The 15,483-nt window shown below is 69.8% G+C and carries 12 protein-coding genes; 7 read left to right on the top strand and 5 right to left on the bottom strand.

What is annotated here, in order from left to right:
* Positions 1-256: 256 nt before the first annotated feature.
* From BW39_RS23235 to BW39_RS23245, 3 genes are all read right to left on the bottom strand, one after another.
* Positions 257-3,241: a cytochrome c gene (locus tag BW39_RS23235; protein WP_043824573.1), complete on the bottom strand. Its 2,985-nt coding sequence runs from the start codon at positions 3,239-3,241 to the stop codon at positions 257-259.
* A complete protein-coding gene (locus tag BW39_RS23240) occupies positions 3,238-3,795 on the bottom strand; it encodes a (2Fe-2S)-binding protein (protein ID WP_012203779.1) in 558 nt (185 codons plus the stop codon). Before BW39_RS23240 ends, BW39_RS23235 begins: the two co-directional genes overlap by 4 nt.
* Before the next feature lie 107 nt (positions 3,796-3,902).
* Positions 3,903-5,060: an FAD-dependent monooxygenase gene (locus BW39_RS23245; protein WP_012203778.1), complete on the bottom strand. Its 1,158-nt coding sequence runs from the start codon at positions 5,058-5,060 to the stop codon at positions 3,903-3,905.
* 323 nt (positions 5,061-5,383) lie between these two features.
* Between BW39_RS23245 and BW39_RS23250 the strand changes: the two genes are divergently transcribed.
* The 5 genes from BW39_RS23250 (at position 5,384) to BW39_RS23270 (ending at position 11,289) form a co-directional block, all read left to right on the top strand.
* Complete coding sequence (locus tag BW39_RS23250) at positions 5,384-6,172, top strand: maleate cis-trans isomerase family protein (RefSeq protein ID WP_043824574.1); 789 nt, start codon at positions 5,384-5,386, stop codon at positions 6,170-6,172.
* A gap of 11 nt (positions 6,173-6,183) precedes the next feature.
* Positions 6,184-7,035 carry an alpha/beta fold hydrolase gene (locus BW39_RS23255; protein WP_043824575.1) on the top strand — a complete coding sequence of 284 codons (852 nt, stop codon included), beginning with the start codon at positions 6,184-6,186 and terminating at the stop codon, positions 7,033-7,035.
* A gap of 50 nt (positions 7,036-7,085) precedes the next feature.
* Entirely contained in the window at positions 7,086-8,171 is a 1,086-nt protein-coding gene (locus BW39_RS23260) for a hypothetical protein (RefSeq protein ID WP_012203775.1), read from the top strand.
* Complete coding sequence (locus BW39_RS23265) at positions 8,168-8,857, top strand: N-carbamoylsarcosine amidohydrolase (protein WP_034390799.1); 690 nt, start codon at positions 8,168-8,170, stop codon at positions 8,855-8,857. The genes BW39_RS23260 and BW39_RS23265 overlap by 4 nt, the downstream gene beginning before the upstream one ends.
* Positions 8,858-8,964: 107 nt before the next feature.
* Positions 8,965-11,289 (top strand): xanthine dehydrogenase family protein molybdopterin-binding subunit, encoded by a 2,325-nt coding sequence (locus BW39_RS23270; protein ID WP_043824577.1) that lies wholly within the window; start codon positions 8,965-8,967, stop codon positions 11,287-11,289.
* Here BW39_RS23270 and BW39_RS23275 read toward each other — a convergent pair.
* A complete protein-coding gene (locus BW39_RS23275) occupies positions 11,286-12,245 on the bottom strand; it encodes a LysR family transcriptional regulator (protein ID WP_043824579.1) in 960 nt (319 codons plus the stop codon). The two genes, BW39_RS23270 and BW39_RS23275, sit on opposite strands and share 4 nt — an antisense overlap.
* A gap of 19 nt (positions 12,246-12,264) precedes the next feature.
* On the bottom strand, positions 12,265-13,356 hold the full coding sequence (gene apbC, locus BW39_RS23280; RefSeq protein ID WP_012203771.1) for an iron-sulfur cluster carrier protein ApbC: 1,092 nt from the start codon (positions 13,354-13,356) through the stop codon (positions 12,265-12,267).
* A gap of 138 nt (positions 13,357-13,494) precedes the next feature.
* On the opposite strand from apbC, the gene BW39_RS23285 reads away from it, so the two are divergent.
* Both BW39_RS23285 and BW39_RS23290 read left to right on the top strand, forming a co-directional pair.
* Complete coding sequence (locus BW39_RS23285) at positions 13,495-14,055, top strand: restriction endonuclease (RefSeq protein WP_043824673.1); 561 nt, start codon at positions 13,495-13,497, stop codon at positions 14,053-14,055.
* Positions 14,056-14,111: 56 nt separating this feature from the next.
* Complete coding sequence (locus tag BW39_RS23290) at positions 14,112-15,350, top strand: patatin-like phospholipase family protein (protein ID WP_013803901.1); 1,239 nt, start codon at positions 14,112-14,114, stop codon at positions 15,348-15,350.
* The last annotated feature ends 133 nt before the right edge of the window (positions 15,351-15,483 follow it).

Raw genomic sequence — 15,483 nt, 5'->3', positions numbered from 1 at the left:
CCTTCACACATCCGGAGCGAACCGCTCCCTCGGCGCCATCTCCATGGCCCGATGAAAAATTTCCGGATGTCGGTCTCTGCATCCGGGCGATGGGCGCATTGCGGACAGGCTGCACATCGACAGCGCCGTCCGTTGTTGCCCATCACCCGTCCCCAGCATCAGATGTCAGGACCCAGACCCTGGAGAGATTCCAGGGCAAGGTGTCCATATCCGCGGCATCGCCCATGCCGCCGCCCATTGCTGCCCATTGCCGCCCTCAGTGCGCATGCGCCTGTGCCTGCATGCGCAGCCGGTTAATCGTCTTCGTGTCGTCTGGCCAAGCTTTTTCCTCCGGTGCAAATCGTTCGCGCAAATATCCGAGCAGGTCCGCGATCTGCCTGTCATCCAGGCTGTCCCCGAAGCCGGGCATGTAGCCCAGCGCATCGTCGGCCGGCGCCTGTATGCCGTTCAGGATCACCTGGACCAGGTTGTCGGGGCTGGCCGCATGCAGGTTGGTGTTCAGGGCCAGCTGCGGCTTGACGCCGAACAATGTGGGACCGCTGCCCGCCTCATGGCAGACCGCGCAGGCGTTCTGGTAGATGCGCTCGCCATTGGCGTGGTGGTCCAGGGCCCTGGCATGTTGTGCGACCGCAGGCGCCGCCGCCTGCACGGCGGCCGGCGCCGGTGGCGGCATGGCCGGGGCGGCCTGGGCGGCCTGTGGGGCCTGGCCCGGCAGTTCCATCAGATAGGTGGCCATGGCGCGCACATCGGCTTCGGGCAACTGGGCCAGGCCGTGGATGACGGGCGCCATGGGGCCGGCTGCCACGCCGTGGCGGGCCGAGAAGCCGGTGCGCAGGTACTGGTACAGCTCTTCGCGGCTCCAGGGCAGCTTGCCCCCGGCCAGTTGATTGAGCGCGGGCGCCGTCCAGCCTTCGGCCTCGCCGCCGCCCAGGTAGTGGATGCCGGTCTTTTCCGCACCCAGCGCATTGCGGGGCGAGTGGCAGGCCGCGCAGTGGCCCGCGCCTTCGACCAGGTAGGCGCCCCGGTTCCATTCGGCGCTGCGCGCAGGGTCGGCCTTGAAGGGCGTGGCGTCGTGGAACAGCAGGTTCCAGCCCGCCATGGCCTGGCGCAGGTTGTAGGGGAAGGCCAGCTGCGTCTCGGGCGCCTTGGCCTTCACGGCGGGCTGGGACATCAGGTAGCCGTAGAGGGCCTGCAGGTCGCCATCGCTGAGCTTGGCGAAGGCCGTGTACGGGAAGGCCGGATACAGCTGGCGCCCGTCCTGGTGGATGCCGTGGCGCATGGCGCGCTCGAAGGCCGCGTAGGACCAGCGGCCGATGCCGGTTTCGTTGTCGGGCGTGATGTTGGTGGAGTAGATGGTGCCGAACGGCGTCTCCAGCCCGAAGCCGCCGGCATTGGCCGCGCCGCCCGGGGCCGTGTGGCAAACCACGCAGTCGCCCGCAGCCGCCACCAGGCGGCCGCGCTCCAGGGCCTGCGGCGAGTACACGGAAACATCGGGTCCGTCGGTCAGCGGCAGGGCTGGCTTCAGCGGCCAGGCCATGGCCGCCATGCCGGCAAGGCCTGCGGCGCCTGCGGCCAGCCAGCCCCAGCCACGGCCGGCCCGCGCCGCACCGGGCTTGCCGGCGCCCTCGCCCGCCAGGGCCAGGCGCAGTTGCTCTGGCTGGAAGGGCACTTCGCGCAGGCGCACGCCTGTCGCATGGTGAATGGCGTTGGCAATGGCGGCGGCGGCGGGCAGCGTGGCCACGCCGTCGAGCGCCAGATCGCCGTGGCGGATGACCGCGACATCGCCGGGCGCATGCTGCGCCAGGTCGGAGCCGGGCTTGGCGATCACGTCGAAAGAAGCAGCGGAAGCTGTGGACCCTGCCCAGTCGTCAAAAGCCGGGGCCGCGCCCAGCAGCCGGCGCGCGTCGGCCAGCAATTGCGGGTCCTGCTGGACGATCTCGGGCCGCGTGCTGGCGGCCTGCGCCGCTTGCAGGCTGCGGCTGTCATGGCCGGCCACGACGCGGGTCACTTCGATCTCGCCCGTTTGCGGGTGCACGGCCACCTCGGCCACCCAGGCGCTCCAGGCATGGAGATCGGCGCCCTGCGCATCCAGGGTCTGCAGCTGGGCGGTGGCAAAGCCCCGGCCCAGCAGGCGGCCGTCGGCGCCCTGGTGGGATGGTGCCTGCTGCGATGCCTGCGCACGCTCGGCCACCTGCCGGGCCAGATCGCGCACCGGGCCTTCGGGCAGGTGCTGCAGCCGCCATTGCAGCGGATCACGGCCCTGGTCCAGCGCCTGCTCATGCCAGTGGCTTTCGCGGGCAAAGACCTGGGCGGCATTCAGATCATCGACGCCGGCATGCCGCAGGCTGGCGGCCAGCCTGCGTTCATGCACTTCGCCGGCATCGAGCACGGTGGCCAGGGCCGCGGCGCGCGCCAGCTCGGGCTGGCTCAGCAGGCGCGCCATGCTGGGGCGCACGGCCCAGGGCGTGTCGGACAGCAGCAGGTCTGGCTGCGGCGATGCATTGCCCGGTTGAGGCTGCACCACCGTGTCGGCTTCAAGCCCTTGCGAAGGCTGCGCATCCACGCGCAGCACCAGCTCCCGGCTGTCTGCGCTGCCCGCAGCAGTCCAGGCCTCGCAGGTCACGCTGACAGGCCGGCCCACGGCCTGGGACAGCAGGGCCGCATCGGCCGCTGCGTCCATGAGATCCATCACATGCGGGGTGCCGGCCGCCGTGGCCGGCAGGCTGAACAGCCGCAGCGCGGACTCGGGGCATTGCAGCAATGCGGCCAGTTCACGGCCGATCATCTGCCGCGCATCGGCGTCGCAGGGCGGTAGCCAGACGCTGGCATGGCCGTCCAGGCACCACACGGCTGCGCGTGCGGCACCCTCGCAAGAAACGGGCGCCGCCATGCGCCAGACATAGCGGCCGGCATCGGGCAGGTCGGCCTTGTCAGCCTTGTCGGCTCTGTCGGCAGCACGGGGGGCGCTGGCGGCCCTGGCTTCCTGCCGGTCGTCCCAGGCAGGGGCCAGGCTGGCAGCGGCCTGCCGGGCATGGACAGGCGCCACGGCCACCACGCCCAGAAAATGCCCGCGCTGCACCGCAGCCACCACGCCGGCCATGGCCTGGGCGTCCTGCAGCCGTGCATGCAGGGGCACGCTGCCCCGGTAGCGCAGACCGTCCCAGGCCGCGACGGGCGGGCGCAGCGCCAGGCCGTGCAGCAGGTCGGAAGGCAGGGCGGGGGTGTGGCCGGCCGGGCTCATGGCTGGACCTCGCCCGCGCTGGAAGATGGAAAACCGGAGGGCGCCTGCAGCGCGGCGCGTTGCGCACGCAGCTGCACGGCGCGCAGGGCGGCCTGCATGATTTCCACATGCGTGCCGCAGCGGCACAGGTTGTGGTGCAGCTCGTTGCGCAGCTCCTGCTCGGTGGGATTGGGGTTGCGGCGCAGCAGGGCCTCCACGGTCATGATCATGCCGTTGAGGCAGTAGCCGCACTGGGCCGCCTGGCAGTCGATGAAGGCCTGCTGCGTGGGGCCGGGGCACTGGCGCGAGCCCAGGCCTTCCAGCGTGGTGACCTCGCGGCCCACGGCCGCCCGCACGGGGATCACGCAGGAACGCGCGGCCACGCCATCGATCAGCACCGTGCAGGCGCCGCATTCGCCCAGGCCGCAGCCGTACTTGGGCCCGTTCAGCTCCAGGTCATTGCGCAGCACATGCAGCAGCGCCGTCCCGGGCGCTGCCGGCACCTCGCATGCGCGTGCATTGACCTGCAGGCGGATGGGGCTGGGTGTACTGCTTGGATGGACTGGGGTTCCCATGGGACGAGGCTCTTGCAACTTGGCTGCGGTTCAGGATGTCGGCGTTCTGCGGCCGGACAGGAGGGGGGGATTCCCTCCCCTCCCCTCGTCCGGCAAGGCAGCGAGTATCAGGCCGCTGCCTTGACCTTGGGCTCGACCAGGGGCACGTTGAACACGTCGTAGCCGAAGCACCAGGACGGATCTTCGTTGGTGCGCAGCCAGGTGTTGTCGTGCGAGATGCGCTGCACCTTGCTGGCGCGCTCGGCACGGTTGGCTTCGTACAGGGCGAAGGCCAGCTCATGGTTGTGCGCGCCGACTTCCTTGAGGCAGCGCGCCAGCATGGCGCCGTCCTCGATGGCCATGGCCGCACCCTGGGCCATGTGGGGCTTCATGGGGTGGCAGGCATCGCCCAGCAGCACCAGGCGGCCACGGCTCCACAGCGGCAGCGGATCGCGTTCGAGCAGCGACCACTTGGTCACTTCCACGGTGGCATCGATCAGTGCCTGCACGGTGGGATGCCAGCCCGAGAAGGCCTCGCGCATCTCTTCCTTGCTGCTTTCCAGCCAGCGGTCGTTGAGATCCCACTTCTCGACGGGCACGCCGGTCACGTAGTACAGCTCGTCGGCCTTGCCGGTGACGAAGTAGGTCATCATGTGGCGGTCATCGCTCCACCACTTCACGCAGGCATCGAAGGGCAGCATGCCGGCCTTGACTTCGGGCGTGGGGAACACGGCGCGGTGGGCCAGGTAGCCCGCGTACTTGGGCAGCTCCGGGCCCAGGAGTTCCTCGCGGATGCGGGAGTTCACGCCATCGGCGCCGATGACGATGTCCGCCTCCTCGGTCGTGCCGTCCGCGAAGTGCATGACCACCACGTTGCCCCGGTCCTCCACCTTGGTCAGGAACTTGCCGTAGGCCATCACGCTGTCGGGCAGGGCCTCGACCAGCAGCGCATGGAAGTCGCCACGGTGCACGGTCAGGTAGCTGGCGCCGTATTCCTTGACGGCGTAGTCGCCCAGCGGGATCTGGGCCAGCACATCGCCCGTCTGCCAGTGGCGGCTGTACCAGTAGTCGGGATGCGAGCCCTGCTCGTTGAGCGCGTCCTCGATGCCGATGCGGCGCAGGATCTTCATCACATTGGGCCCGACGTGGATGCCGGCTCCCAGGCGCGAGAAGCTGGGCGCCTGCTCATAGACGCGGACATTGAAGCCTTCCTGGAGCAGCAGCTTGGCAGCTGCAGCCCCGCCGAGACCGGCGCCGACAACGGCGATTCGAGGGGATTGAGACACAGTTTTCTCCTTGCAGGAATGTTGAAAGCCAGACGGGGCAACCGTTGCTTCGGCGCGTCCTTGCAGGGTGTAGAGCAGGAAGCGTGCCAGGCAACAAAACACTTAATTCAGGTGTATGCGCTTGAATTTTTCAAATCGACGCATGCACCATAGGGCGGCAGAATAAATTGAAGTTCGCCATTTTTGGTGCAATTTCTGCACCAAATCAGTACAAACCCCGAGAAAATTCTCATTTGCAAGGCGGCACGTCTTTTGCAAGAATAAAGCGTACACACTCAGTTGATTCTGATCAGAAACCCTCGAAACTTCGCAAAGGCAAGTCCATGACCAAAACGTTCCGCATCGGCCAGATCGTCCCCAGCTCCAACACCACCATGGAGACCGAGGTGCCGGCCATGCTGCAGGCCCACTCCACGCTGCGCCCGCAGGACCGCTTCACCTTCCACTCCAGCCGCATGCGCATGAAGAAGGTGCAAAAGGAGGAGCTGGCCGCCATGGACGCCGAAAGCGACCGCTGCGCGCTGGAGCTGAGCGACGCGCGCGTGGACGTGCTGGGCTATGCCTGCCTGGTGGCCATCATGGCCATGGGCAAGGGCTACCACCGCGTCTCGCAGCAGCGCCTGACCGAGCGCACGGCCAGCAATGGCGCCACCGCCCCGGTGATCACCAGCGCCGGCGCGCTGGTGGAAGCGCTCAAGGTGATGGGCGCCAAGAAGATCGCCCTGGTGGCGCCCTACATGATTCCGCTGACCCAGCTGGTCATGGACTACGTGGCCGCCGAAGGCTTCGAGATCGTGGACTGGCGCGCGCTGGAGATCCCCGACAACCTGGACGTGGGCCGCCACGACCCCGCCAAGCTGCCCGGCATCGTGGCCGGCATGAACTACGCCGACGCCGACGTGATCGTGCTGTCGGCCTGCGTGCAGATGCCCTCGCTGCCGGCCGTGGCCCAGGTCGAGGCCCAGACCGGCAAGCCCGTGCTGACCGCCTCCATCGCCACCACCTATGCCATCCTCAAGGAACTGGGGCTGGACCCCGTGGTGCCGGGCGCGGGCGCGCTGCTGTCGGGCGCCTATCCCTACGACACCGGCAACAGCGCAGCCAAGGCCTGAGGAACACACGCATGACCAGCCACTCCAGCTCCCCCACCCCCAGCACATTCCGCTACGGCGGCAACGTCCACGCCAACGGCATCCGCCAGCACTACCTGCGCTACGGCGGCGCCGAGGGCGAACGCGCGCAGCGCGACGCCGTCATCCTGATCCCCGGCATCACCAGCCCGGCCGTGACCTGGGGCTTCGTGGCCGAGCACCTGGGTCGCCAGTTCGACACCTATGTGCTCGATGTGCGCGGGCGCGGCCTGTCGTCCTCGGGCCCGGGCCTGGACTACAGCCTCGATGCCCAGGCCGCCGACGTGGCCGCCTTCGCCCAGGCCCTGGGCCTGCAGCGCTGGGCGCTGGTCGGCCACTCCATGGGCGGGCGCATCGCCGTGCGCGCCGCACGCAGCCAGCCGGTGGGGCTCACGCGCCTGGTCATCGTCGATCCGCCGGTCTCCGGCCCCGGCCGCCGCGCCTACCCGGCCGCCCTGCCCTGGTATGTGGACTCCATCCGCCAGGCCACGCTGGGCATGGATGCCGAGGCCATGCGCGCCTTCTGCCCCACCTGGACCGAAGAGCAGCGCCAGCTGCGCGCCCAGTGGCTGCACACCTGCCACAAGCCGGCCATCGTGCAGAGCTTCGAGGACTTCGGCCGTGACGACATCCATGCCGACCTGCCCCGCATCCAGCACCCGCTGCTGCTGGTCACGGCCGAGCGCGGCGACGTGGTGCGCAGCGAGGACGTGGCCGAGTGGCAAGGCCTGGCACCCCAGACCGAGCATGTGCGCGTGCCCAATGCCGGCCACATGATTCCCTGGGACAACGAGGCCGGCTTCTATTCGGCCCTGGGCGATTTCCTCGGCGCGCGGGTGGACTGAATGTCCAACCGCAGCCCACTCCCATCCATCGCGACACCAAGGAGCCGACCATGTCCGTCAGCGATATCGATCTGATCCACGCCTGGAAGCAGGTGCTCACGCTGTCCCGGCTCGAAGCCGGCCAGACCGTCACCGTGCTCACGGGCGCCGACACGCACCCGCAGACGCTGCGCTGCGCCATTGCCGCCTCCAGCGAAATGGGTGCACGCGTCAACCGCCTGGACCTGCCGCCCGTCAACGCCGAAAAATCGCTGAGCCGCGACTCGCTGGCCTACCTTGGCACGACGCCGCTGACCGGCAACCCCGCCGCCATCGCCGCGCTCAAGGCCAGCGACCTGGTGCTGGACCTGATGACGCTGCTGTTCTCGCCCGAGCAGCACGAGATCCTGCAGACCGGCACCAAGATCCTGCTGGCCGTGGAGCCGCCCGAGGTGCTGTGCCGCCTGGTGCCCACCGAGGGCGACCGCGCGCGCGTGCAGGCCGCATCCAAGCTGATCGAGGCGGCCGGGCAGATGCACATCACCTCGGCCGCGGGCACCGACCTGCGCTGCCGCCTGGGCAGCTTCCCGGCCATCTGCGAATACGGCTTCGTGGACCAGCCCGGCCGCTGGGACCACTGGCCCAGCGGCTTCGTGCTGACCTGGCCCGACGAGGGCGAGAGCAACGGCCGCGTGGTGCTGGACCGGGGCGACATCCTGCTGCCCATGAAGGACTACGTGACCGAGCCCATCGAACTCGTCATCGAAAAGGGCTACGTCACGCGCATCAGCGGCGGCCTGCAGGCCGACATCCTCAAGGAGTACATGGCCTCCTACGAGGACCCCGAGGCCTACGCCGTCTCCCACATCGGCTGGGGGCTGCAGCCGCGCGCCCACTGGTCCATGCTGGCCCACTACAACAAGGAAACCCACATCGGCATGGACGCCCGCGCCTTCGAGGGCAACTTCCTGTGGTCCATGGGCCCCAACAACGAGGCCGGGGGCAGCCGCACCACGGCCTGCCACATCGACATCCCCATGCGCCACTGCTCGGTGGCGCTGGACGGCAAGCCCACGGTCATTGACGGCGTGGTGCAGGACGAGGAAGGACTGGCGCGCGCCGCCAAAAGGTCCAAGCAAGGAAAGGACATCGCATGACCACGACAACCACCGGCCAGGCCCCCGGCGCGCAGAGCGTTCCCACCGAGGGCGTGCAGGGCGACATCTCTGCCTACGCGCGCCAGGGCTTCGGCACGCCGCTGCCGCTCAAGGCCCCGTTCGGCCTGCTCATCATCGACTTCGTCAACGGCTTTGCCGACCCGGCCGTCTTCGGCGGCGGCAACATCCCCGAAGCCATCGCGCAGACGCAGCACCTGCTGGCCCATGCACGCGAGCGCGGCTGGCCCGTGGCGCACAGCCGCATCGTGTTCTCGGACGACGATGCCGACCACAACATCTTCTGCCTGAAGGTGCCCGGCATGCTGACCCTGAAGGAAGACAGCCCCAACAGCGCCATCGTGCCCCAGCTGGCCCCGGCCGCTGGCGAATACGTGGTGCGCAAGAGCACGCCTTCGGCCTTCTTCGGCACCATGCTCGCACCCTGGCTGGCCCAGCGCGGCGTGCAGACCCTGCTGGTGGCCGGCTGCGTGACCAGCGGCTGCGTACGCGCCAGCGTGGTCGATGCCATGCAGTCGGGCTTTCGCCCGCTGGTGGTGGCCGACTGCTGCGGCGACCGCGCCCTGGGCCCGCACGAAGCCAATCTGTTCGACATGGCCCAGAAGTACGCGGCCGTGATGCCGCTGAGCCAGGCCATCGCCGACACCGACGCCCTCGCCGCAGGTTGATCCCACCGCGCCAACGCGCCTATGGGGCCGGCCCTGCGCAGCCGGCCCCGGAGTGCATAACATGCACAGGGCACGCCTGAAAGCGCGCCCGCGAAGAACACCGCCCCATGAACCTGCCCCAGCCCCAAGCCCTGCACGCACAGCTGCTCACGCGCGCCGACACCCTGCTCGTGGTGCGCCAGCCCGTGGCGCCGCCGCGCCCTGCGCCCGGCCAGCCCGGCACGGCCACCGACTATGTGCAATCCACGCCCGAGGTCTTCGTGGCCGTGCTGGCCGACGAAGCCGCGCCCCAGGGCTGGCGCGCCCTGGCCTTCAACGGCCATGTGGACCTGGGCACGGGCATACGCACGGCCCTGGCGCAGATCGTGGCGGAAGAACTCGAAGTGCCTTTGGCGCGCCTGGACATGGTGCTGGGCCACACGGCCGCCGCGCCCAACCAGGGCCCGACCATTGCCAGCGCCAGCATCCAGATCTCGGCCGTGCCGCTGCGCCGCGCCGCCGCCCAGGCGCGCGAGCAGCTGCTGGCACTGGCCGCGCAGCAATGGAGCGTGGCGGCGGACCGGCTCCAGGCGCGCGAAGGTGCGGTGCGCTTTGCCGATGGCAGCGATGCCCGCGAACTCGGCTATGGCGATCTGCTGCGCGGCCAGCAATTGCAGCTGACGCTGGCCCCGCCCGATCAGGAAGTGAAGCTCAAGCCCGCCAGCGAATACCGGCTGGTCGGCCGTGGCGCGGCGCGCGTGGACATCCCTGCCAAGGCCACGGGCGAACTGAGCTTTGTGCACGATGTGCGCGTGCCCGGCATGCGCCATGGTCGCGTCATCCGCCCTCCGCACCCGGGCCGTGACGGCGGCGATTTCATCGGCCGCTGCCTGGTGGCCGTGGAGCGCGACTCCGTGGCCCACCTGCCCGGCAACGTGCAGGTAGTCACCGAGGGCGACTTCGTCGGCGTGGTCGCCGACCGCGAGGAACAGGCCATTGCCGCCATGCGCGCGCTGCGCGTGCAATGGCACTCCGTGCCGCCGGCGCCCGATCTGTCTGACTTGGCCGCAGCCATCCGCGCCAATCCGGCCCAACACCGTGCGCTGGTGGACCAGGGCACTGTGGACGACGCCTTCGCGGGCGTCGACACGGGTGCGGCCACCGAACTGCGCCGCAGCTACGTCTGGCCCTACCAGATGCATGCCTCCATCGGCCCGTCCTGCGCCGTGGCCGATTTCAGCGAGGGCCGTCTCAAGCTCTGGGCCGGCACGCAGAACCCCCACATGCTGCGCACCGACCTGGACCGCCTGCTGCAATTGGGGGAAGACCGCATCGAGATCGTGCGCCTGGAGGCGGCCGGCTGCTACGGCCGCAACTGCGCCGACGATGTCTGCGCCGACGCCGCCCTGCTGTCCATGGCCGTGGGCGCGCCCGTGCGCGTACAGCTCACGCGCGAGCAGGAACACCAGTGGGAGCCCAAGGGCACGGCCCAGCTCATGGACGTGAGCGCGGCCATCGATGCCCGGGGCGAACTGCTGGCCTACGACTTTGCCGTGCGCTACCCCTCCAACGACGCGCCGCTGCTGGCCCTGCTGCTCACGGGCCGCATCCCGGGCGAGCCGCGCACGCTGGAGATGGGCGACCGCACGGCCGTGCCGCCCTACCGCTATGCCAGCCAGCGCATCACCTGCCATGACATGGCGCCCATCGTTCGCTCGTCCTGGCTGCGCGGCGTCTCGGCCCTGCCCAATTCCTTTGCCCACGATTGCATGATCGACGAGCTGGCCCATGCGGCCGGTGCCGACCCCGTGGACTACCGTGTTCGCCACCTCGATGACCCGCGCGCCGTCGAGCTGATCGAGGCCACGGCACGCCACGCGGACTGGCAGCAAAACCAGCCGGGAAGCCGGGGCCGCCCCGGCGCCGACGGCCTGCTGCACGGGCGCGGCGTGGCCTATGCGCGCTACATCCACAGCCGATTTCCCGGCTTCGGCGCGGCCTGGGCCGCCTGGGTCATCGACATCGACGTGGACCCCGCCAGCGGCCGCATCACCGTGCGGCGCCTGGTCGTGGGCCAGGACACGGGAATGATGGTCAACCCCGACGGCGTGCGCCACCAGATCCACGGCAACGTCATCCAGACCCTGAGCCGCAGCCTGATGGAGAAGGTCGCCTTCAATGCGCAAGGCGTGGCCAGCCGCGAATGGGGCAGCTACCCCATCATCGGATTCCGCGACCTGCCCCCCATCGAAGTGGTGCTGATGCCGCGCCAGGATGAGCCCCCCATGGGCGCAGGCGAATCAGCCTCGGTCCCCGGCCCGGCCGCGCTGGCCAATGCGCTGTTCGACGCCACCGGCCGGCGCTTCTATGCCGCGCCGTTCACGCCCGACGTGGTGCGCGCCGCACTGAATGCCGCGCCGAACGCCACGCCAGAGACTGCACAGCCCGCCTAGTCTTTCAGCGCCCCCGCATGCCGCAGGCACTGCGCACGCCAACCGGCGTCGTCCTGCAGTTGCAGCGCCGCCTGCAGCGCGCGCGTGGGCGCCACGCCCTGCTGGGCCATGAAGCCTATGGGCGTGACCAGTTCGGGCGAGCGCAGCGGCCGGGCCACCAGGCCCGGCATGTGGCGCACCGTGGCCACCATGGCGCCGGGCAGCACGGTGGTCATGCCATCCGTTCCTTGCGCCACGGCCATCACCAGGGTCAGCACGGAGTTGGTTTCCATGGCGGGCTGCACGGCCATGTCCACGGCGGCGAAGGCCTCGTCGATCACCGTGCGGTTGTGCATGTCGGGCGTGAGCAGGCACAGCGGCATGCCGGCCACTTCGCGCCAGGCGATGTCGGCGCCAAAGGCAAAGGGCCGACCCTCGCCCTGCCCATCGCGGCACTCGCGGCACAGCAGGTAGTAATGCTCCTCGTACTGGGGCCAGGACTGCAGGCGCGGGCCGCGCGGCGGCATGCGCGCGCTGTAGCCCAGGGCCAGGTCCAGCGACAGGTCTTCGAGCCCGCTCTCGATCTCGGCCGAGCTCATGGACAGCACCACGGGCGTGATGCCCGGATGGTGCTCGCGCAGCAGGGCCGCAAAGCGCGTGAGCATGGGCATGGCCGTGGGCACGGCCGCCATGCGCAGCTGCCCGCGCAGCGCGCCGGCGGCGGCGCTCAGTTCCTGGCGCAGGCCTTCCTCGGCCCGCAGCATGGCCAGGGCCGTGGCCAGCACCTGATCGCCCTCGGGCGTGAAGCCCGCGAACGAGCGGCCCCGGCGCACGATGACCGTGCCGAACTCCTCCTCCAGCGCGCGAAGCGCATTGGACAGCGCCGGCTGGGTGATGTGGCATGCCAGCGCCGCGCGGCCGAAATGGCGGTGCTCGTTGAGCGCCGCCAGATACCGCATCGAGGTCAGCAGGTTCATGCCGGCAGCGCCAGAAGGGTCAGGTTCCCTGGCTCACCGTGATGGTGGGGAACTTGCTCGTGAAATCGCGTGCCTTGAGCGCCACCTTCACGGCCAGGTCGCGCGCCACCTTCTTGTAGATCTGCGCGGCTTCGCTGTCGGGCTCGGCCACCACGGTGGGCTTGCCGCTGTCGGCCTGCAGGCGGATCTGCAGCGACAGGGGCAGGGCGCCCAGGTAGTCGATGCCGTACTCGGCCGCCATCTGCTTGCCGCCCTCGGCGCCGAAGATGTGCTCCACATGGCCGCAGTTGGTGCAGACGTGGGCCGCCATGTTCTCCACCAGGCCCAGGATGGGCACGCCCACCTTCTCGAACATCTTCACGCCCTTCTTGGCGTCGATCAGCGCGATGTCCTGCGGCGTGGTGACGACCACGGCGCCCGTCATGGGCACGCGCTGGGCCAGCGTCAGCTGGATGTCGCCGGTGCCGGGCGGCATGTCCACCAGCAGGTAGTCCAGATCCTTCCAGTTGGTCTGGCGCAGCATCTGCTCCAGCGCCTGCGTGGCCATGGGGCCGCGCCAGATCATGGCCTGGTCGTTGTTGACCAGGAAACCGATGGACATGACCTGCACGCCATGGCTTTCCATGGGCTCCATGGTCTTGCCGTCGGGGCTTTCGGGGCGGCCGGAGATGCCCATCATCATGGGCTGGCTGGGGCCGTAGATGTCGGCGTCCAGGATGCCCACGCGCGCGCCCTCGGCGGCCAGCGCCAGCGCCAGGTTGGCCGTGGTCGTGCTCTTGCCCACGCCGCCCTTGCCGGACGAGATGGCGATGATGTTCTTGACGCCCGGCAGCAACTGCACGCCGCGCTGCACCGCATGCGCGGCGACCTTGGACGTGATGTTGACCGAGACATTGCCCACGCCCTCGACGGTCTTGGCCGCCGCGACGAACTGGCCGCGCAGCGCCGGCACCAGGCTTTGCGCCGGATAGCCCATCTCCACGTCGAAGGCCACGTCGGCCCCCGTGACCTGCAGGTTGCGCAGGGCGCGGGTGCTCACATAGTCCTTGCCGGTGTGGGGGTCGAGCACGCTGGAGAGCGCGGCCAAGAGCGCTTGTTCTGTGACTGCCATTGCTTTGATTACTCCTAGAGCCGGATAGTCTATCCAAGGCACCATCCCCTCGCTCACGCGAGACAATGCGGGCCTTGCTGCCTTTGCGGCCCCTGTTCCCGCCTTTTTCCGCGAAAGATCCGCCCCGTGAAATTCAAGATGGCCCACAACTCCCTGTTCGCGATCCTGCTGCGCTCGCGCTGGTGGATCAGCATCGCGCTGGCCGCGCTGGTGACCCTGGTGTCCACGGCGCTGCTGCCCAAGGACATCGCGCCGTTCGCCGCCATCACCGCCCTGCCCTTCTTCGGCATAGGCTGCGTTGCCGCCTGGCGCCAGCTGCGCGCGCCCAGCCCCGCCAAGGTGGAGCAGGCCCTGGAGATCGCCGCCCAGCAAAGCTGGCGCGAGTTCGCCGATCGGCTCGATCGCGCCTGGCAGGCCGAGGGCTACACCGTGACCCGCCTGTCCGACAAGGAGGGCGCCGACTTCGTGCTGGAACGCGAAGGCCGCACCACCGTGGCCAGCGCCAAGCGCTGGAAGGCCGGCGTGCACGGCATGGAGCCGCTGCGCGCCCTGCTGGCCGCAGGCCAGGCGCGCGATGCGGCCACGGTCTGCTACCTGTCGCTGCAGCCGCCGGCCGAGAATGCAGCCGCCTGGGCCAAGCAGCAGGGCATCGCCCTGATCTCCGGCAAGGACCTGGGCTCCCTGCTGGCCAAGGCCTGATCCCTTCGGGGTCATCCCCTGATCTGAGGACGGCCGGCGCGCGGCACACTCCAGGCATGCCCGATGCCGCGCCCTCACCCGACTCCAGCCTCCCTCCCCCCAGCACCGGACTGCTGCTCAGCGGCGGCGGCGCACGCGCCGCCTACCAGGCCGGCGTGCTGGAGGCCATTGCCGAAATACGCCGCGCCTGCGGCCAGCAGCATGGCCCCAATCCCTTCCCCATCCTGGTCGGCACCTCGGCCGGCGCCATCAACGCGGCCGCCCTGGCCTGTGGCAGCGACCATTTCGACCGGGCCGTGCGCCGCATGTCGCGCATCTGGCGCAACCTGCGGCCCGAGGACATCTACCTGTCCGACTCGCTGAGCGTGCTGCGCAGCGGCGCGCGCTGGCTGACCCTGCTGTCGCTGGGCTGGGCCCTGGCGCGCTGGGGCCGCATGCGCCCGCGTTCGCTGCTGGACAACCAGCCGCTGGGCCGGCTGCTGTCGCGCGGCCTGGTTCCGCTGGAGCGCCTGCCGCAATTGATCGCGGATGGCCACCTGCGCGCGCTGGCGGTGTCCGCCTCCAGCTACACCACCAGCGAGCACGTGACCTTCTGCCAGGCGCAGGACCAGCTCCAGCCCTGGGTGCGCAACCAGCGCAAGGCCGCGGCCGCCCAGATCACGCACGCGCACCTGCTGGCCTCCTCGGCCATCCCCTTCATCTTTCCGGCCACGCCGCTGCCGCTGGACGGCGCCACCGAATACTTCGGCGACGGCTCCATGCGCCAGACCGCGCCGCTGGCGCCCGCCATCCACCTGGGCGCCGAGCGCATCCTCGTAGTGGGCGCGGGCCGGCGCACCGAGCCGCCGGCCAGGCCGCCGCCAGAAGGCGCAAGCTACCCGTCGCTGGCCCACATCGCGGGCCACACGCTGTCGAGCATCTTCCTGGACGCCCTGTCCCTGGACGTGGAGCGCGCCGAGCGCATCAACCAGACCCTGGCTCTGATCCCGCCCGCCGACCGCGAACGCAGCCGGCTGCGCCCGCTGCAGTTGCTGGTCATCTCGCCCTCCGAGCGTATAGACGCCATCGCCGCGCGCCACGTGGGCCAGCTGCCGCTGCCCATGCGCACCCTGCTGGGCGCCCTGGGCGTGCGCCAGGACGCCAGCGACCCGCGCGGCGCCGCCCTGGCCAGCTACCTGCTGTTCGAGCGCAGCTTCACCCGCGAACTCATGGCCCTGGGCCGGCGCGACGCGCTGGCGCGGCGCAGCGACATAGAGCAGTTCCTGGGCTGGCAACGGCCGCTGGTCGCCAACTGACGGCCTGCAGCCAACAGGCCTAGCGCAGCGAAGGCCCGCAACAACTCCCTGGTATGTCGGCCTGCACGGAAAAGCCATCGCCGCCCCACAACCGCCCAGCCCTTCTAGAATGTCAGGTTCCCCCGAGAAAGCC

It is taken from the genome of Delftia sp. RIT313, assembly GCF_000632165.1.
In the GTDB taxonomy this organism is placed as follows: domain Bacteria; phylum Pseudomonadota; class Gammaproteobacteria; order Burkholderiales; family Burkholderiaceae_C; genus Comamonas; species Comamonas acidovorans.
This window is presented reverse-complemented; position numbering and strand designations above follow the sequence as displayed.